Source organism: Bacillus sp. JUb11, from assembly GCF_024807925.1.
GTDB lineage: Bacteria > Bacillota > Bacilli > Bacillales > Bacillaceae > Bacillus > Bacillus altitudinis.
This window is the reverse complement of the sequence record NZ_JANUEZ010000002.1, coordinates 282,671-301,775: the sequence shown is the minus strand read 5'-3', so window position 1 is coordinate 301,775 and position 19,105 is coordinate 282,671. Positions and strand designations below refer to the sequence as shown.

The window sequence follows — 19,105 nt, the reverse complement described above, 5'->3', positions numbered from 1 at the left end:
AAAAAGCCGCCAGAGGGCAGCTTTTAATGCTGATAAAAACGTAGTAAGTTCCCGTTGATCACTTTATCTGATAGAGACAGCTCTTTATTGGCTTTTTCTATATAAGGCTGGCATACTTTATCTTCTTCAACAGGTTGTTTTGTTTTTTGATCATAGCACGTGTTCTTTGTATAAAGATAATCATCCGTAATAAAGTTTCCATTTCTCAGCACAGCGAACGGTGTCCGTTCATTGGAGAAAAGATCATTCCCAAATTGAATAGAATCTTTTGATTCAATGCCGAGTAAATGAAGAAGTGTCGGTTTGACATCCATTTGACCGGCTGTTTCAGAAATGGTTTGAGGGGCATCGTCTGTCACCCCAGGAATGTAAATCAAAAAAGGGACCCGCTGCAGTTTAACCGCATCAAACGGTGTGATTTCATCCTGCTTCAGCAGCTCTGCCATTGCCTCATGATGTGCTTCTGAAATGCCATAGTGGTCTCCCATCAGGACAAACATTGTATTTTCATATAGTCCTTCTTCTTTCATTCGTTCAAAGAACCTTTTGATGGCTTCATCTTGATAGCGGACGGTGGTCACATAGCGGTTTAAAATGGTGCTAGTCGAATCGTATTCATCAATGAACTGATCCTTTGGATCAATTTCAAATGGGAAGTGATTGGTTAAGGTAATAAACGTGCTGTAATAAGGCGTCTTCAGCTTTTTTAAATAATCGATGGATTGGTCAAAAAAGTCGATATCCTTTAAGCCCCAGCCAGTCGAATTCTGTTCATTGACATCAAATGAATCGACATCATAAAAGCGGTCAATCCCAAGAGATTCATACATCACATCACGATTCCAGAACGTTTTATTATTCGCATGAAATTGGACGGATTGATAATTCTCTTTTTTCAATTGTTTGTACAGTGTGTCATATTCGTTGTCACTCGCTGTGAAAAAGACAGCGCCACTGCTAGATGGATAGAGGGAGTTTGCGACGATAAACTCTGAGTCCGACGTTTTGCCTTGTTCTGTCTGCTGATAAAATTCATCAAAATAGAAGCTTTTTTTGGCAAGTTGATTTAAAAATGGTGTGATGTATTGTCCATTCACCTTTTGATTCATGACAAATTGCTGCGTTGATTCAAGTGAAATGAACACGACATTTTTGCCTTTAGCAAGTCCAAAGTAGTCTTCATTCGGTGCACTGTAATCAGCTTTTGTGTAGTTTGCCACTGTTGAAAGTGTATCTTCGTCAGCAAAGGCTTTTTGTCCAATTCGTGCTGTTTGAGCGGCACCGTCATACAAATGGAATTGAAACAGCCCAAGGTTTCGTACAATGACTTCTCGATCATATGAGCTTGTCAAAAATCGAGGGTGGTCCATCAAAGCTGAGCTGACATGGAACAATAGCAAGCTGCAGCAAACCACATAGTATGTTTTGATCGTCTTAAAAGACGCTTTTGGTGATAGCGGTTTCCGTTTTAAAAGCCATGCCAGCACCACAAAATCAATCAGCATGAGTATAAATAGCGGATGAAACAATTCAGTCATACTGCTGCCCATATCTCCCATGTTCTTTGCTTGAAATAAGACAGGAATGGTAATGAAATCAATATAAAAACCGTAAAAGATCGTATTCGATATCAAAATGGCTGTCAAAATAAAATTTGTGGTCAATAAAAAGACCTTTTGTTTCGTTTCATTTAAGAAAAGAGCAATCCCAAACAAAGGGAGCAAAAAGCTAAGTGGATTGATCAAAAGCAGCCATTCGTGAAACAGATTGGCCGTTCGTATATGAAATCCGAATTGATAAATGATGTATGTTTTCATCCACATAAAGAGGATGGAGTACACTAAAAACCAGTGATTTTTGAAAAACGCTTTCATTTATGTAACTCCTCACCATTCTGTATTCAGCTGCAAGGCAAAAACACTTATCTTAAAACTACTAAAAAAATGAGGAATGATCAATTCATATCCTGCTTTTTTGCAAAACTCTTTTTCTTTTTCTAAAACGGCAATGGGATGGATATTCCGCAAATGACAGCCATGTAATAGCAGGTGACAATGGTCAGAGCAGCTAGTACGACTTGTTCTCCTGTGCTGCCTGTTTTGACATAAAAGGGGAGACGTACTTTCATGGTTGCAGGGAACAAAAATTTAATACCGTTCACTGTGCCTGCATCAAGGATGAGGTGGCTTGCCATCCCAACTAGTAACCCGGTACTGAGGCTGTCATTTGGAATGTATGTTGTCGCAATAAAATAAATGATCAGCAGAAATAATAAACTATGTGTAAAGGTGCGGTGACCGAACACACTACTGATCAGTGTGGAAAGGAGCGGGAATTTCCTGCCGATTTTGCTTTTCGTATGACATAGATCTGGGATGAGGGCACCTACTGATCCAGCAGCAGCCATCGTCACTGGTTCGAATCCGTAATAATAGGCGACGGCTGTGGAGGCGGCAATTCCGCCCATAATATGTGTTTTTCCTGTCATGATGCGTACTCCTGTTCTGTTTTTTGTTCAAGTACTCACTATATCAAGGGTGAATCCATTCAGCAAGGCTTATTTCTAAAGAAAATGGGATAAAATAGTTGGCTGTTTGGAAAAACATTCTATAATAAGAAGGAAGTCATGTTGACACTAACGATAAGGATGCGATTCGGATGAGTAATGCAGACATTTTAAAAGAAATTGTTCTTGTACATTATGAAGTCAGCCGTAAATTAAACCGCAAGTTACTTGAGTTAGAAAAAGACATCACGCCTCCACAGATATATGCTCTTTCTATATTGATACAAGGAAAAGTATCACATGCTGAAGAGCTCAAACAAAGACTCTCTCTCAACCCAGGTGCCGCTTCCATAGCCCTCAATAAATTATGTGAGCAAGGCTACATTCAGAGAGAACGGGACAAGGACGATCATTCCCTTGTCCGGCTAGAAGCCACGGAAAAAGGGCTGGCTATTTACGAAAAGCATACACGTCTTTTTGGAAAGGTGATTCAGCATATGATGTCAGACTTCACAGAGGAAGACTTAAAGACCTTTCTAACGTATTTGCAAAAAATGAGACAGACCTTTCACGATGAATGAACCGCTCCTCTTTGTATAATGCTGAGCGCTGTAGCACAAATTAAACAGGCAAAGGCATTTTATGAAAAGGGGGGAAATAGCGATGTCATTTTTCCAAAAGGATAAAAAGGCGAAAAGCGAGAAAGACCATCAGCAGGTAGATCAGCTGTTAGAAGAAGCAAGTAAAGAACTAGCAGGCGATCCGCTTCAAGAAGCTGTCCAAAAGAAGAAAAACAACCATCAGTAAGCTGACAAAAAGGCGGAGAATCATTTCTCTGCCTTTTTTCTATGTTTTTCCCTTTGACAGATATGAGAATGTTTGATAACCTTCGTGTAGTAAAAATGAATAGAAATCCTCACGCTATGTCTCAGTGAGGTAGAGGTTGCGCGGATGATGAGTCACTCATGGGAGAGATGGAATCGTTGATCATGAGAAAAAAGGCATCAGCGCCGAAGTGTAGAGAGAGCTCCAACTTTCTTTATGCTGGGTCTGCATTGAACAAATGCAGGACTGCCACGTCTTTGAAGCGTGGAGGGCTATCCGGAGATCAAGGTGTATGTTTTGAAAAGCATGGACTTTTGTTCAGGCTTTTTTTTATGTTCTGATTGCCTAAGAAAAGGGTATGCTGGTAAGAAAGTGACCCAACATGAACATAAAGAATGCAAGTCATTGCTTCACAAATATATCAATGAAGATACTGCCGGGTCTGGTCCAAAGTGAATATAACGGAGGTACGAAAATGGAACAGACAAAAAAATGGGGTTTTTGGTTATTGACGGCTTTTGTCGTCGGAAATATGGTAGGTTCAGGCATCTTTATGCTGCCTAGTACACTTGCCCAGCATGCAAGTCCTTTAGGTGTGACGATGGCATGGCTTGTCACAGGTGGCGGTGTACTGATGATTGCCTTTGTGTTTGGACATTTGTCCATTCATAAACCGCAGCTGACAGCTGGACCACAAAGCTATGCAAGAGCGCTTTTTAAAGATCCGAAAAAAGGAAAAGCAGCCGGTTTTACAATGGTTTGGGGATATTGGGTGGCAAGCTGGATTAGTAATGTCGCCATTATCACAAGCCTAGCTGGTTATTTAACAACCTTTTTCCCAATTTTAACCGTGAAAACGGAGATCTTTACTTTTGGAAAAGAAGCGATCACACTTGGTCAGCTCACAACGTTTATCGTATGTACAATCCTTCTATGGGGGACGCATACGATTTTAATTACAAGCTTAAGTGCAGCAAGTAAGTTGAACTTTATTACGACCTTTTCAAAGGTGCTTGGATTCGTCCTTTTTATTGTCGCAGGCTTATTTGCATTCCAAACCGCATTATTTGAACATTATTACTTCCCTGTTGAAGCAGCAAGTGGTGAAGGAGTGCTCGGACTTGGAGGCCAAATTCATCATGCGGCCATTTCCACACTATGGGCATTTATCGGCATCGAATCTGCTGTCATTTTATCAGGAAGAGCCTCTTCGCAACGTGATGTCAAACGTGCGACGATTACAGGACTTTTAATTGCACTGTCTATTTATATGATTATTACCTTGATTACAATGGGGGTTCTGCCGCATGATCAATTGCAAGGTTCTGATAAACCATTCGTAGACGTGCTTCAGCTCATTATCGGACCGGCTGGCGGCATTGTCATGGCACTTCTTGCGATCATTTGTTTATTTGGTTCGATGCTTGGCTGGATTTTGCTTGGTTCTGAAGTCCCTTATCAAGCAGCAAAAGCTGGCGATTTCCCAGCAGTGTTTGCAAAAACAAACAAAAAAGGTAGTCCTGTTTTTGCTTTGACTGTCACAAATATCATGTCACAGCTGTTTATTTTCTCAGTCATGTCACGTACGATTAATGAAGCCTTTACTTTCTTAACAACATCAGCGACACTTGCGTATCTCATTCCGTATATCGTGTCGTCGATCTACAGCTTTAAGGTCATCATGCAAGGTGACACATATGAGCTCCAAAAAGGAAACCGGACAAGAGACGGGATCATTGCGCTTGTGGCCATGGGGTATTCCGCTTGGGTCATTATTTCAGGCACAGCTGATTTAAAAACATTTGGTCTTGGTATTGGATTGTTCTTAGTTGGCATTTTACTCTACCCATTCATGTCCAAAAAATTTGCCAAAGGTACAGTTTAAAAAATACGTTTCTCCAGCATTGGAGAAACGTATTTTTTTATGAGGCAGATGTTAATCGATCCACAATAAATTCGAGCTGACCTTCTAGTGACACAGGGTCATTAAAGAAGTAACCGACTGTATCTGTTTCAAATACACGTTTGTTTTGGACAGCAGGAAGTGATGCCCAGATGCTGCTTTTATACACTTGATCGCCATTACTTTTTGAACCGCTCCATGGGCTTGTGAAAATATAATCACCTGCAAATTCTGGAAGCTTTTCAAGAGAAATGTTTGCATAACCGACACCACTGTCGATGGCTTCTTTTTGGACAGCCTTCGGAGCTTTTAATTTCAGCTCGTCATAAATGATTTCACCACCGCGTGCAAAAGTGTTACCGAAAATGTAAATGCCCTTATCGAATGGTGATACGATCGAAACGGTTTTGTTTCCTACAGCTTTTGTTACCTTTGGTTTCACTTCAGCAATTTTGGCATCCCATTTTGTGATCCAATCCGTTGCTTTTTTTGATGTGCCTGTCATTTTACCGAATTCTTTTAGCTGGTCTTTAAACGAATATTGATTGTATTGAATGGCAATTGTAGGTGCAATTTTTTTGTATTGATCAAATTTCTCATCTTCTCCCCAAGCAATGATCATATCCGGCTTCAAAGAGGCTACTTTCTCAACAGAGGGAGATTTTCCAATATTTTTCACTCCATCTGTTTTTCCTTTATAGAAAGGGTTTTTAAAGATGGGCGCAGTGGCAGCAATTGGGGTTTTGCCGAGTGTGACGAGATCTCCGTAATAGCTTTCCGCCAGAAGCACAATACGTTGTGGGTTTTGAGGCAGTTTCACTTCACCCTTTACATCTTGATAGGTGATCGTGTCATTTTTTTTGGCTCCCGATTCTTTATTGGAAGTGCTGCCGCAAGCAGCAGTAAAAATCATAAGGGTCATGAAGGAAATCAAAAGAAGTCCAGTTCGTTTTTTCACAAAAGTTCGCTCCTATTCAATTGTTTATGATAATGATTCTCATTCGCGATTATATCTTAACATGATAGAAGAAAAAATGCATCGGCTATTTTATGACCAAAATGAAAATGGTGAAATTCTCCCGGTTTTTTGATGAAAATAAAGAAATTTATCAGAACAAGGATTTCAAAACGTGAAGAAAGTGATATACTAGACTCCGAGATTGATAATCATTATCATTAATAACGAATAGATATGAACGGAAAGGAAGAGACTGGTTTTGGGCTCACAATCGAATAAACAGCTGTCAGCTAAAGATGATGCGATAGATATTGTGACAAAGCCTTTTGGTACAGCAGCTGTTGTCATCATAGGAATCATTGCTTTAGCATTTGGTCTTTTTTTATCAGTATCGCTAGGAGCGGCAAACATTCATTTACACACGGTATGGGAAGCCGTCTTTCATTTTGACTCACAACAAACCTCACATCAAATCATTAGGGAACTAAGGCTGCCGCGTACAGTTGGTGCCGCACTTGTCGGTGCCTTTTTAGCAGTATCGGGTGCCATCATGCAAGGCATGACAAGAAATGCGCTTGCATCTCCTGAAATCATGGGTGTGACAAATGGCTCTGCATTTGCGATTGCCATTGCGTTTGCTTTTTTCCCAGGCCAATCTTCTTTTACATTAATTCTTTGGTCATTTTTGGGTGCAGCACTTGGCGCCTCTATTGTATTTGGGGTTGGAACCCTTTCAAAAGGGGGACTTACTCCTGTGAAGCTCGCATTAGCCGGTACGGCTGTTGGCGCACTTTTAAGCTCAATTTCCTCAGCGATTGCCATTCGATTTGACGTCGCGCAAGATATGAGTTTTTGGTACGCAGGCGGTGTGGCTGGTGTGAATTGGAGCAATATTAAGATCATCATTCCAGTTGCGGCTGTAGGACTGATCATCGCAATGATTCTTGCCCGCTCCATCACGGTTTTAAGCTTAGGTGATGAATTAGCAAAAGGGCTTGGACAATATACACGAACAGTCAAGGTACTTGGCATATTGGTCGTGATCCTTTTAACAGGTGCAGCCGTGTCAGTTGCAGGTTCTATTGGCTTTATCGGGCTTGTGATTCCTCATGTTACGCGTTTCTTGGTCGGCGTTGACTATCGCTGGATTATCCCTTGCTCAGCTATTTTAGGGGCTATTTTGCTCATTTATGCAGACATTGCGGCAAGGCTTGTCAATGCGCCGTTTGAAACGCCAGTGGGTGCCATTACAGCCATTATAGGCGTTCCTTTCTTCTTATATTTAGCGAGACGTGAAAGGAGCGGAATTTAAATGGAAATGGTGCAGCAGGCAAAGAAAAAGAAATACAAACGAACGATGGTCATGATCTTTTTAGCAATAGTGGCTGTGTTCCTGATTAGTTTAAATACCGGAGAGATACGGATTTCTCCGATGGATACATTCAAAACATTTTTTGGACTCGGAAGTGAAATGGATGAGCTTGTATTATTCGAGTTCAGACTTCCAAGGATGGTCATCGCTTTACTTGTTGGCGCTTCTATCGCTGTATCAGGAGCCATTTGGCAAGGTGTTTCTCAAAATGGTTTAGCTGATCCCGGCATTCTAGGTGTAAATGCGGGTGCAGGTTTTGCGGTGGTTTTGTTTATCTTTGCCTTTCAGGGCTCGATGTCGAACTTAGGTGATTTTACGATATTTGTACTGCCGCTTTTCGCTTTCGCAGGGGCAGCCTTTGCTGCATTTCTCATTTATGTGCTAGCGTGGAAAAAGGGCATTACGCCTGTTCGATTGATTTTAACTGGTATTGGGATCAATGCTGCATTTTCGGCAGCAATTGTGGTCATTCAATTAAAGATGAGCCCAAATGATTTTAACCAAGCCATTGTGTGGCTGTCAGGAAGTATTTGGGGCTCAAGCTGGACATATGTCTTATCAGTCGTGCCGTGGATGCTGATTTTTCTTGTATTAGCGATGGTGAGGGCACGCTACTTAAATATCATGAATTTGGGTGATCAGATATCTTATGGCTTAGGGATTTCAGTTCATAAAGAAAGAAGTTTTCTCATGCTGATTGCAGTTGCATTAGCCGGTGCAAGTGTCGCTGTTGCAGGGAGTATATCGTTCCTAGGGTTAGCGGCACCACACCTCGCAAGAAAGCTAGTTGGACCGAAACATCAAGGAATGATACCGGCGTCCGCTATGATTGGTGCACTGCTGTTATTACTTGCAGATACACTTGGGCGTGTCATACTTGCTCCATCAGAGGTGCCCGTTGGACTTGTCGTTTCTGCCTTAGGCGCACCTTACTTCATTTACTTATTGATGAAAACGAACTAATGAGGAAGGAGAGTACAACAGATGAAATCACTTGAAACAGAAAAGCTTTGTATTGGCTATCATGACCGTTTGATTGTAGACGATTTAAATATCAGCATCCCAAAAGGCAAGGTGACGACATTAATTGGGCCGAATGGGTGCGGGAAGTCAACGATTTTAAAAACAATGTCTCGTATTATGAAGTCCCATCAAGGTGCTGTTTATTTAAATGGCCAGGCTATCCATCAAACACCAACAAAAGAAATTTCAAAACAAATGGCCATCTTACCGCAGACGCCTGAAGCACCAAGTGGTCTGACCGTTTATGAGCTTGTGTCATATGGACGTTTCCCGCATCAAAATGGATTTGGCCGTTTATCAAATGAGGACAAACGAATCATCAGGTGGGCACTTGAGGAGACGGGAATGATTGCATTTCATGACCGGCCAATTGAAGCACTCTCCGGTGGACAGCGTCAGCGGGTATGGATTGCGATGGCACTCGCTCAGGAAACAGAGCTGCTTTTATTAGACGAACCAACGACGTATTTAGATCTTGCTCATCAGCTGGAGATCCTTCAGCTATTAGAACGCTTAAACAGAGAGCAGGGCAGAACGGTGCTGATGGTGATTCATGATCTGAATCATGCTGCACGTTTTTCACATTACATGATTGCCCTCAATCAAGGGAAAGTCATTAAAGATGGTACGCCTCATGAGGTCATGACAAAAGAGGTGCTCAGTCAGGTGTTCCACATCGATGCAGAAATTGTTCTTGATCCGAGAACGAATAAGCCGATCTGTTTAACATATGACTTAATGAATCATGAAAGAAAGCTTGAAGCTGTGAACGGATAATAGATGGACAAAAAACTCGGTATGTATGACCGGGTTTTTTTGCATTTTTTGGTATTACCTTGTTATGCCATTTTCTCCAGTAGATCTTTTTTCGCTTTTATGCAGAAAAGAGGTACTTTTTTACTTTGGACAATGGTAATATACGGTTAGAGATCATAGCTAGAAAGGAAAGAGATGCGTGGAAACAGCAAAAATATTGATTGCAGATGACGAAGAAGCAATTGTAAAAATGGTTGAACGCGTATTAAAAAAAGAAGGGTTTCAACATATTTATAAAGCCTATCATGCAGATGAAGCATTAGATATTGTCAAAAACGAGGACATCCACCTCTTACTTCTAGATGTGATGATGCCCGGTAAGTCAGGCTTTGATGTTCTGCCTGACATCAGGAAGATGACGAAGGCACCGATTTTCTATTTAACAGCAAGAACGTCTGATGTAGACAAATTGACTGGATTTGCACAAGGTGCAGACGATTACATCACAAAGCCATTTAATCCGTTAGAGCTAGTAGCTAGAATTAAGGCGCACTTAAACCGAACTTATATCTCCTTACAGGAGGAGCAGGAAGAAGCGCACAGTCAATATGAATATGCTCATTTCTCGTACCATCCTCATGCAGCCGAGTTAAAAGTAAGGGGAAAGGTGACGGCTTGCTCAGCTCAGCTTTTGTCCTTGCTGAAGTATTTTTGTGACCATCCGAATGTGGTACTTTCAAAAGATCAAATCTATGAGAAAGTATGGGGTGTTCCGTCATATGGTGACAACAACACCGTCATGGTTCATATCCGAAAGCTGAGAGAAAAAATAGAGTTAGATCCAAGCCAGCCTGAATATATTGTGACGATCCGTGGTATGGGCTATAAGTTCATTCCCCAACCTGTGAAGGTTCTTCAATAGTTTATGAATTTACGAACAAAACTTTTCTTTCACTTTGTCGGACAAATGTTTATTGTCATCGTCATTCTGACGATCGGGCAAACATTCTCTGAAAATCTTTATTTTCAAAAACGCTATGAGAATATGACTGAAACTGGTTTAACGAAGGCAGATGGAGATACACTCATGAGCTGGCTTTATTTTAACGAGGATGGAAAAATGGAAGCCGATGATCAGCTCAAACAAGCAGTGGAAAAACGTGATGGCTGGCTACAAGTGATTGATTCCAAAAAACGCAATGTCTATAGCTATCAACTCCCTAAAAACATTCCAACATCCTATCAAAAGGATGAAATGATCAAGATCTTTGAAAAAAGACAATTTAAAGATTACAAGATGTACTTCTGGCCAATTGAAATTGATCAAGAAAGCTTTATCGTCTTATATGGATTTAAAACGAACAGCACAAAGGTAGCCAATTATCTCAAGCAGCATGAAAAAAACCTGGCTGCATTGTCTCAATATTCAGTTGAAACAAAAGAATTTTTGAAAAGAATGAATGGATCGGTGCATCTGTTTAATGAAGAAGGAAAATACTTAAAAGGTATCCGAGCCAAAAATAATTTAAAAAATAATGTAACGGATGTTGAACTGCTCAAGTATCAATCAAAGCCTTGGGAGTTTAGAAGTGACTTGTCTTATATCAGAGTGAATAAAGATCTGTATATGATTGTTTCGGTGCCAAACAAAGTATACAGTCCAGACGAGCTTTATGATAAAGAGACAGAGGCTTTAAACCAATATACAACGCTTTTGATTGCAGGTCTTGCGCTTACGATTATTATCGTTATGACATTATGGTACTCGTATCGCTATGGGCTACCGATCTATCACATTATCCGCTGGCTGATTTTCTTATCAAGAAATAAATTGCAGGAGCCAACAAATAGAAAAGGTATTCCAGTAAGTAAAAATAAAAAGGGCCGTATTAAGCGAGAGTATCGGCTGTTTGAGGATATCCTTAAAACAATGGATCAGCTCACCAATACGTTAAAAGAGAATGAAGCAAACCGAAGAAAAATTCAAACCACAAGGGAAGAATGGATCGCAGGGCTGTCTCATGATCTAAAAACGCCTCTTAGCACGATTTACGGCTATGGATTAATGCTAGAATCAGATCAATACCAATGGTCCAAAGAAGAAGTCATGGAAATGGGACAAGTCATTCGTGAGAAATCAGAATACATGTCGACCTTGATTGAGGATTTAAACCTCACGTATCGATTGAAAAATGGTGCATTGCCTATTAATCGAAAACCTGTGGAGCTTGGTGAATTTTTAGCTTCCATTATGGACGAGTTTTCAAGAAGCACGCTTTCTGAAGATTATATGTCATCCTTTGAAGATCAAACAGAGGGTGTCATGTTTGAGATCGATAAAGCCTGGTTTAGACGAGTCATTGAGAACCTGCTGGCGAACGCAGTGAAGCATAACCAGAAAGGTACTCTTATTCAAGCTGTTCTATCTGAAACAAATGATGAAGTTCGGATCGAAATGAAAGATAACGGACGCGGAATGGCGCAAGAAACGGTGGATCATTTATTTAATCGTTACTATAGAGGGACAAATACGAATGATCCAACAAATGGAACAGGATTAGGACTGGCGATTGCAAAAGAGCTTGTCTTGCTGCACGATGGCGATATTCAAGTAGAAAGTGAATTAGGTCAAGGAACAACTATTGCGATTATCCTAAAGAAAACACCATCTGTAAAATAGCCAAAAAACGATTTTCTTTTCTAAAGGAGATCGTTTTTTCTTGTTTTAGGATTGAAATCGATTTTGTAAACGATTACAATAAAATTGTTAACGTGAACAAATTGATTTTCATCATTATAAGAGATGGGGGAGTTTGATGAAAGCCTTTTTAGATGAGCAGTTTTTATTAAACAGTCAAACGGCGGAAAAGCTATACCATGAGTTTGCAAAGAACCTTCCGATTATTGATTACCATTGTCATTTAAGTCCAAAAGAAATCTATGAAAATAAAACGTTCCAAAATATAACCGAAGCATGGCTTTACGGAGATCATTACAAATGGCGCGCCATGAGAGCAAATGGGATACCTGAAACACATATCACAGGAGATGCCTCAGATTATGAGAAATTTTTAGCATGGGCGAAAACCGTTCCGATGACGATTGGAAATCCTCTCTATCACTGGACCCATCTAGAGCTAAGACGATATTTTGATGTCGAAGAACTTTTGAATGAAGAAAGCGCAGACATCATCTGGAAAAAAGTAAATGAAAAGTTGCAAGGAGACGGATTTGGTGCGAGAGATTTCATTGTGAAATCAAATGTTGAAACGGTTGTGACGACAGACGATCCGGTAGATTCGTTGATTTATCACCAACAACTGCGGGAAGAAGGCTTTTCTGTGCAAGTACTGCCAGGGTTTCGGCCAGATAAGGCATTAGATATCACAAATGACTTGTTTATCGAGTATGTTCAGCAGCTGGCGGAGGTTTCATCTATCCAGATCGAATCCTATCAAGACTTCATAAAAGCACTTCATATGCGAATCGATTTCTTTCATGAACAGGGCTGTTTGATTTCAGATCATGCCATCAACGAAATGACGTACGAAGACACGACGGAAGAAGAAGCTACGATCATTTTTCATAAAAGAATGTCTGGACATCCATTGACGGAAAAGGAGAAGGTTCAATTTAAAACGCACACATTCATTGAACTAGGTCAGGCATATGCTCAGCGGGGATGGGCGATGCAGCTTCATATCAATGCGCTCAGAAACAACAATTCAAAAATGTTTAAGCGACTTGGACCAGATACCGGATATGATGCAATGAATGATGAAGACATTGCAAAACCTCTTTGCCGCGTATTAGATCGGTTAGAACAAGCACATGCATTACCAAAAACCATCCTCTATTCCTTGAATCCAAGGGACAATGTGGTGATTTCAACGATAGCTGGAAGTTTTCAAGATGGAAAGACCCCTGGGAAAATGCAGCATGGAACAGCTTGGTGGTTTAATGATACAAAGCAGGGAATGACAGAGCAGATGATGGCACTTTCCAGTATCGGACTGATCAGCCGATTTATAGGGATGCTGACAGATTCACGAAGCTTCCTGTCTTACACAAGACATGAATATTTCCGTAGACTGTTATGTGACATCATTGGAGATTGGGTGGAAAAAGGTGAAGCGCCTAATGATCTCAATTTGCTAGGGGGAATGGTAAAAGGAATCAGCTATGAAAATGCAAAGCAGTATTTTCAATTTGAACGGGCAAATGAACTTCCGCATAAAAGCAAGATGATATGAACAAAAAGCAAGAATATGAAAGCGTTTTTATGATAAGATGATAAAAAATAATAAAAGGCGGAATAGCATGACAGTCACAATCAAAGATATAGCAAAATTGGCAAACGTTTCTCATACCACAGTATCAAGGGCTTTGAATAATAGTCCTTTTATTAAAGAGAAAACAAAACAAAACATCTTGTCGATTGCAAAACAGCTGAATTACTCACCGAATGTCCATGCCAGAGGCCTTGTCTCGCAAAAATCATATACAATTGGTCTGTTTTTTACGAGTTTAACAGAAGGCACATCCTCAAGTTTCTTTGTTGATGCATTAAAAGGCGTCAACAGTGTGATAACAGAAAACTATCATTTGGTTGTAAGAGGAATTGACGATTTTCACGATTACACAACCATTCATAAACAGCGGTATGATGGTATTTTGCTCATGAGCCAAAGCGAGCATGATGAAGCGTTTATCCATCATGTGAAAAAGCAGGGCATTCCCATTATTGTACTGAATCGCCGTGTAGAAAGTAATCAAGTGATGAATATATTAGCGGATGATGGTGAAGGGGCATACCAAGCTGCACACTATTTCATTCAGCAGGGGCATAAACAAATTGCCATTATTGAAGGGAAAGAAGGGTTTAAATCCACACAGGAAAGAAAAGCTGGTTTTTTGCAAGCACTCATTGACCATCATGTACCCATGAAGAAGGAATACATGATCATAGGCGACTATCATATGAAGAGCGGCTATGAATCAATGGAAGCCTTACTCACTCTTGATGATCCGCCAACTGCCCTTTTTTGCTCAAACGATGACATGGCGATTGGTGCGATGAATGCATTGTTTGCAAAAGGTAAAAGGTGTCCTGATGATCTCTCTATTATCGGTTTTGATGATATTTCATTTTCATCTTATACAACGCCTGCCCTCACAACAGTCAAAAAGCCAATTGAAAAAATGTGTGCGCTTGGAGCAGAAGCCATCCTTTCAGTCATCAACGGTGAAAAGCAAGAAGACGATCATCTGGAAAAAGTGTATGTCCACACAGAGCTGATGATTAGAGATTCAGTAAAAAAGGTGCAGTAATCAGCATCTTTTAAATAAAAATGTTCACGTGTGCAAAAAATACGGGGAGGAAAAGCGTTTGAGACGATTATCCAAAGATGTGTACCCAGTGGCTGAATATCCTGAAACCATTCTACAAATTGGCGAAGGGAACTTTATGCGGGGATTTATGAATTGGCAGATCCAGAAGCTAAACGACTGTACAGATTTTAAAGGAAGAGCAGTGGTTGTTCCTCCTCGAAAAGGATCAGTGACCGCTCTAAATGAACAAGATGGTTTGTACACTTTATGTATTCAAGGATTTCATGACCAAAAAGAAATGAACGAACGGATCGTCATTCAATCCATCAGCAGGGGAATCAGCACATATACAGATTATGAAGCCTTTTTACATGTAGCGGAAAGTCCTGATGTGCGCTTTGTCTTTTCTAATACAACAGAGGCAGGACTTGTGTTAAGAAAAGAGGACCGATTAGAAGATCGGCCGCAAGTAAGTTTTCCAGGAAAGCTGACAGCCTTCTTGTATCACCGCTTCAAAGCTTTTTCTGGGGATGAGAAAAAGGGCTTGATCATTTTACCTTGTGAATTGATTGAACAAAACGGTGATCGATTAAGAGAATATGTGATCACAATGGCAGCTGAGTGGAATCTTCCGCCTGATTTTGTGGCTTGGGTCAAGGAAGCCAACACGTTCTGTAATACGTTAGTTGATCGGATTGTCCCAGGCTTTTCTCAGAAAGCAGCGGAGACTGTTCAAAAAGAAGAGGGGTATATCGATGAATTGCTTGTCACGGCAGAATATTACCACCTGTTTGTCATTGAAGCACCTCCGTTTGTTCAAAAAGAGCTTCCTTTTCAAGATGCAGGGTTAAACGTACTTTTTGTGGAAGATATCGCTCCTTATCGAATGAGCAAGGTTCGCATTTTAAACGGTGCACATACAGCGATGGTGCCGATTGCATATTCGTGTGGCTTGGACACTGTCAAAAAAGCGGTGGATGATGAGCATGTTGGTGTGTTCATTCGCCGCATGCTTGAGGAGGAGGTGCTGCCAAGTTTGCCACTTCCTGAAGAAGAGCTGCTTCTTTATACACAATCCGTTTGGGATCGATTCTGCAACCCTTTTGTCAAACATCAATTACTCGATATAGCCTTAAATGGTGTATCTAAATTTCGGGCGCGTATTCTCCCGTCTCTTCTAGATTATATAGAGCTAAAAAAACAGCTGCCTACGAAGCTTATGTTCTCACTGAGCAGTTTGATTTATTTTTATCAAGTCCATGCAGATCAAATAAAGGATGATGAGTCTGTGATGACATTCATGAAGGGAGCATGGGAGGAAGTGGACCATTCCTATGAATTAATGGTCGATCAACTTCTTTCAAACGAAGTTTTATGGGGGATGGATTTGACGAGGATCGCAGGGCTGAAGGATGCAGTAGCCGAGCAGCTCACCTGCATACATGAAAATGGCATGAGAGCTGCTGTTCACCAAATACTTCAATATGAAAGTCAGGGGGAGAAGGCATGAGAGACTTTGTTGTGATTCATCCTTCAGATAATGTTGGCATCGCTTTAAAAGTGCTTGAGCAAGGCGAAGAGCTTCAGCACCAAGGTCATACAATCATTTTAAAAGAAACCGTTGCTAAAGGTCATAAATTTGCATTGGCTGAGATCAAAGAAAAAGAGAATATCATCAAATATGGCAACCCCATTGGTCATGCATCCACTGCGATTTCGACTGGAGAATGGGTGCATACGCACAATATCAAAACGAATCTATCAGGTAAGCTCGATTACGAATACCGCCCTTCTTTAACAGAAAACCCCTATGAAAAAACGAATCTGACATTCAAAGGGTATAAACGAAAAAATGGCGCAAGTGGTATACGAAATGAGCTTTGGATTGTCCCAACAGTTGGGTGTGTCAATGGCATTGCCGATCAAATCATTCAAATATTTACCGCTGAAATGGGGGGAAGCATCCATCCTTTTGAAACGGCGTTAGTATTAAAACACAACTATGGATGCTCACAACTTGGGGATGATCATGAAAACACAAAAACCATCTTACAAAATGCCGTAAAGCACCCAAATGCTGGAGGGGTTCTTGTTCTAGGGCTTGGCTGTGAAAACAATGATATTGAGGATTTTAAAGCTACATTAGGGGAGTATGACCAGACGAGGGTGAAATTTTTAAGAAGCCAAGAAGTAGGGGATGAGATTGAGACGGGTGTCGCTTTGCTCAAGGAAATTTATGACGCAGCGAAAGAAGATCAGCGTGAAGACATTCCGTTATCTGAGCTGAAAATTGGCTTGAAATGCGGAGGATCAGATGGGTTTTCAGGCATTACCGCAAATCCACTTTTAGGTAGACTGTCCGATTTCATTGTGGCTCAAGGAGGGACCACCGTCTTAACAGAAGTACCGGAAATGTTCGGGGCTGAAACGATCTTAATGGAGAGAGCGGAATCAAAAGCGACATTCGACAATATTGTGCAGATGATCAATGATTTTAAACAATACTTTATGGATCATCGACAGCCAGTATATGAAAATCCTTCCCCGGGAAATAAAGCAGGAGGAATTTCGACATTAGAAGATAAATCTCTCGGTTGCACACAAAAAGCGGGTACTTCCGTTATAAAGGATGTTTTAACATACGGGGAGCTGCTAAAACGAAAAGGATTGAATTTATTAAGTGCGCCCGGGAATGATTTGGTTGCTTCATCTGCTCTCGCAGCGTCTGGCTGTCAGCTCGTCCTCTTTACAACAGGCAGAGGCACACCGTTTGGCACATTTGTTCCAACGATGAAGGTATCGACCAATACCGCTTTATATGAAACAAAAAAACATTGGATCGACTTTAATGCGGGGGAATTGCTTGAAGATGTACCAGAAGATGTGGTGCTAGAGAAATTCATTGCCACGGTGATTGATGTGGCGAGTGGAAAGCTGTTAAATCATGAAAAAAACAATTTTAGAGAGCTGGCCATTTTTAAAACAGGTGTGACACTTTAAGGCGTCTGGGGGATGAGGAAATGTCTAAAAAACGGAATTTGATGTATGTGACAGCAGGAACAGTACTAACAGGAATTGGACTCGCACGTTTAGCAAAGCAAGGGAAAAAAGACAAAGAAACAAATGGCATAGATCAGGTGTTAAAGCAGATAAAAGCGCCAAAGTTCCCAGATCGTGAATTCAATGTCATTCATTATGGTGCAGATAACAAAGGGATAGAGCTTTCGACAAATGCTATTCAGTCTGCCATCGATGATGCACATCGTTTGAAAGGAGGGCGTGTGCTGATTCCTGAAGGGACATTTTTGACAGGCGCTCTAGAATTGAAAAGCAATGTAGAGCTTCATCTTCATGAAAACGCCTATGTGAGCTTCAGCCAAGATACACGTGATTATCTCCCCCTTGTTCTAACAAGATATGAAGGAATTGAGCTTTATAATTATTCACCACTTATTTATGCCCATCATGCAGAAAACATCGCGATTACAGGAGCAGGCACGCTGGACGGGAGAGGGAATGAACACCACTGGTGGCCTTGGAAGTATGGAACAAATGGTCAACCCTCTCAAGATCGGGATCGTCAGCTTCTTTTTGAAATGGCTGAAAAAAGAATACCAGTGGAAGAAAGAGTGTTTGGCGAAGGCCATTATTTAAGATCAAGCTTTATCCAGCCATACAATTGCCAAAACATTCTCATTGAAGGAGTAACAGTAAAGGATTCACCGATGTGGCAAGTCCATCCGGTGTTAAGTGAAAACGTCATCGTCCGTGGGGTGAATATCATCGGTCATGGCCCAAATACAGATGGTGTGAATCCAGAGTCGTGCCGACATGTGCTCATTGAAGATTGTTATTTTGATAATGGCGATGATTGTATTGCCATTAAATCGGGCAGAAATGAGGACGGCCGGAGAATCGGTGTTCCATCTGAAAACATCGTCATTCGTAGAAATACGATGCGTGATGGTCATGGCGGAGTAACGATCGGGAGTGAAATCTCTGGAGGCGTCAAGTATGTATATGCAGAGGATAATGTCATGGACAGTCCGAACCTCGACAGGGCATTGCGCATTAAGACCAACTCTGTCAGGGGCGGTACCATTGAACACATCTATTTTAAAAACAATCTAGTGAAAAGCTTAAAGCATGAGGTGGTCTGTATCGACATGATGTATGAGGAAGGGGATGCCGGTCCGCATAGGCCTGTAGTCCGTCATATTGAAGTAGAAGGGTTAAAAAGCAGCGGGGGACGATATGGCGTGAAGATCGCCGCATACTCACATTCCCCGGTCACACACTTTAAAATGAAAGACTGTGTCATTGACGATGTCACGTACCCTCTTTCATTGGAACATGCAGTATCTCCTTCATTTCAGAAAGTTGTCATTAATGGTGAACATATCAACCAATAGCGGAAGTGAAAACAGCCAC

The 19,105-nt window shown here is 41.0% G+C and carries 16 protein-coding genes and 1 riboswitch; of the genes, 13 read left to right on the top strand and 3 right to left on the bottom strand.

Annotated features, from left to right (window positions below; all coding sequences use genetic code 11):
- Positions 1 to 23: 23 nt before the first annotated feature.
- Both M2369_RS04765 and M2369_RS04760 read right to left on the bottom strand, forming a co-directional pair.
- Positions 24 to 1,874 (bottom strand): LTA synthase family protein, encoded by a 1,851-nt coding sequence (locus M2369_RS04765; protein ID WP_259253465.1) that lies wholly within the window; start codon positions 1,872 to 1,874, stop codon positions 24 to 26.
- Positions 1,875 to 1,996: 122 nt separating this feature from the next.
- Entirely contained in the window at positions 1,997 to 2,488 is a 492-nt protein-coding gene (locus M2369_RS04760; RefSeq protein ID WP_008347118.1) for a metal-dependent hydrolase, read from the bottom strand.
- Positions 2,489 to 2,658: 170 nt separating this feature from the next.
- Here M2369_RS04760 and M2369_RS04755 point away from each other — a divergent pair, with 170 nt between their 5' ends.
- The 3 genes from M2369_RS04755 to M2369_RS04745 all read left to right on the top strand — a co-directional run bounded on the left by M2369_RS04755 (position 2,659) and on the right by M2369_RS04745 (position 5,216).
- Positions 2,659 to 3,087, top strand: a complete 429-nt coding sequence (locus tag M2369_RS04755) for a MarR family winged helix-turn-helix transcriptional regulator (protein WP_007500254.1) — start codon at positions 2,659 to 2,661, stop codon at positions 3,085 to 3,087.
- 82 nt (positions 3,088 to 3,169) lie between these two features.
- Positions 3,170 to 3,313, top strand: a complete 144-nt coding sequence (gene sspJ, locus M2369_RS04750) for a small acid-soluble spore protein SspJ (protein WP_008347117.1) — start codon at positions 3,170 to 3,172, stop codon at positions 3,311 to 3,313.
- A 122-nt stretch (positions 3,314 to 3,435) separates the two neighbouring features.
- A riboswitch (Lysine riboswitch) is annotated at positions 3,436 to 3,614 on the top strand.
- Between the two features lie 192 nt (positions 3,615 to 3,806).
- Positions 3,807 to 5,216 (top strand): amino acid permease, encoded by a 1,410-nt coding sequence (locus tag M2369_RS04745; protein ID WP_035701368.1) that lies wholly within the window; start codon positions 3,807 to 3,809, stop codon positions 5,214 to 5,216.
- 37 nt (positions 5,217 to 5,253) lie between these two features.
- On the opposite strand, the gene M2369_RS04740 is transcribed toward M2369_RS04745, so the two are convergent.
- Complete coding sequence (locus M2369_RS04740) at positions 5,254 to 6,192, bottom strand: ABC transporter substrate-binding protein (RefSeq protein WP_159145111.1); 939 nt, start codon at positions 6,190 to 6,192, stop codon at positions 5,254 to 5,256.
- Positions 6,193 to 6,451: 259 nt separating this feature from the next.
- Between M2369_RS04740 and M2369_RS04735 the strand changes: the two genes are divergently transcribed.
- From M2369_RS04735 to M2369_RS04690, 10 genes are all read left to right on the top strand, one after another.
- Complete coding sequence (locus M2369_RS04735) at positions 6,452 to 7,504, top strand: FecCD family ABC transporter permease (protein ID WP_008347113.1); 1,053 nt, start codon at positions 6,452 to 6,454, stop codon at positions 7,502 to 7,504.
- Positions 7,505 to 8,527, top strand: coding sequence for a FecCD family ABC transporter permease (locus tag M2369_RS04730; protein ID WP_007500263.1), 1,023 nt, complete (start codon positions 7,505 to 7,507; stop codon positions 8,525 to 8,527). It abuts the gene before it with no gap.
- Positions 8,528 to 8,548: 21 nt separating this feature from the next.
- A complete protein-coding gene (locus M2369_RS04725) occupies positions 8,549 to 9,364 on the top strand; it encodes an ABC transporter ATP-binding protein (RefSeq protein ID WP_017368048.1) in 816 nt (271 codons plus the stop codon).
- Between the two features lie 178 nt (positions 9,365 to 9,542).
- Positions 9,543 to 10,265 carry a response regulator transcription factor gene (locus tag M2369_RS04720; protein ID WP_017359250.1) on the top strand — a complete coding sequence of 241 codons (723 nt, stop codon included), beginning with the start codon at positions 9,543 to 9,545 and terminating at the stop codon, positions 10,263 to 10,265.
- 3 nt (positions 10,266 to 10,268) lie between these two features.
- A complete protein-coding gene (locus M2369_RS04715; protein ID WP_024719802.1) occupies positions 10,269 to 12,023 on the top strand; it encodes a HAMP domain-containing sensor histidine kinase in 1,755 nt (584 codons plus the stop codon).
- A 136-nt stretch (positions 12,024 to 12,159) separates the two neighbouring features.
- Positions 12,160 to 13,596, top strand: coding sequence for a glucuronate isomerase (uxaC, locus tag M2369_RS04710; protein WP_144666030.1), 1,437 nt, complete (start codon positions 12,160 to 12,162; stop codon positions 13,594 to 13,596).
- Positions 13,597 to 13,663: 67 nt separating this feature from the next.
- Positions 13,664 to 14,674 carry a LacI family DNA-binding transcriptional regulator gene (locus M2369_RS04705; protein WP_217967838.1) on the top strand — a complete coding sequence of 337 codons (1,011 nt, stop codon included), beginning with the start codon at positions 13,664 to 13,666 and terminating at the stop codon, positions 14,672 to 14,674.
- A 58-nt stretch (positions 14,675 to 14,732) separates the two neighbouring features.
- Positions 14,733 to 16,184 (top strand): tagaturonate reductase, encoded by a 1,452-nt coding sequence (locus M2369_RS04700; protein WP_159159976.1) that lies wholly within the window; start codon positions 14,733 to 14,735, stop codon positions 16,182 to 16,184.
- Entirely contained in the window at positions 16,181 to 17,674 is a 1,494-nt protein-coding gene (locus tag M2369_RS04695; protein WP_259253443.1) for a UxaA family hydrolase, read from the top strand. The genes M2369_RS04700 and M2369_RS04695 overlap by 4 nt, the downstream gene beginning before the upstream one ends.
- Before the next feature lie 20 nt (positions 17,675 to 17,694).
- Positions 17,695 to 19,086: a glycoside hydrolase family 28 protein gene (locus M2369_RS04690; RefSeq protein ID WP_259253441.1), complete on the top strand. Its 1,392-nt coding sequence runs from the start codon at positions 17,695 to 17,697 to the stop codon at positions 19,084 to 19,086.
- Positions 19,087 to 19,105: the final 19 nt, after the last annotated feature.

What these genes read in the sequence shown, in the direction of transcription:
- M2369_RS04765 (WP_259253465.1), bottom strand. Translation starts at nt 1,874, where the DNA reads ATGAAAGCGTTTTTCAAAAATCACTGGTTTTTAGTGTACTCCATCCTC.
- M2369_RS04760 (WP_008347118.1), bottom strand. Translation starts at nt 2,488, where the DNA reads ATGACAGGAAAAACACATATTATGGGCGGAATTGCCGCCTCCACAGCC.
- M2369_RS04755 (WP_007500254.1), top strand. Translation starts at nt 2,659, where the DNA reads ATGAGTAATGCAGACATTTTAAAAGAAATTGTTCTTGTACATTATGAA.
- sspJ (WP_008347117.1), top strand. Translation starts at nt 3,170, where the DNA reads ATGTCATTTTTCCAAAAGGATAAAAAGGCGAAAAGCGAGAAAGACCAT.
- M2369_RS04745 (WP_035701368.1), top strand. Translation starts at nt 3,807, where the DNA reads ATGGAACAGACAAAAAAATGGGGTTTTTGGTTATTGACGGCTTTTGTC.
- M2369_RS04730 (WP_007500263.1), top strand. Translation starts at nt 7,505, where the DNA reads ATGGAAATGGTGCAGCAGGCAAAGAAAAAGAAATACAAACGAACGATG.
- M2369_RS04725 (WP_017368048.1), top strand. Translation starts at nt 8,549, where the DNA reads ATGAAATCACTTGAAACAGAAAAGCTTTGTATTGGCTATCATGACCGT.
- M2369_RS04715 (WP_024719802.1), top strand. Translation starts at nt 10,269, where the DNA reads ATGAATTTACGAACAAAACTTTTCTTTCACTTTGTCGGACAAATGTTT.
- uxaC (WP_144666030.1), top strand. Translation starts at nt 12,160, where the DNA reads ATGAAAGCCTTTTTAGATGAGCAGTTTTTATTAAACAGTCAAACGGCG.
- M2369_RS04705 (WP_217967838.1), top strand. Translation starts at nt 13,664, where the DNA reads ATGACAGTCACAATCAAAGATATAGCAAAATTGGCAAACGTTTCTCAT.
- M2369_RS04695 (WP_259253443.1), top strand. Translation starts at nt 16,181, where the DNA reads ATGAGAGACTTTGTTGTGATTCATCCTTCAGATAATGTTGGCATCGCT.
- M2369_RS04690 (WP_259253441.1), top strand. Translation starts at nt 17,695, where the DNA reads ATGTCTAAAAAACGGAATTTGATGTATGTGACAGCAGGAACAGTACTA.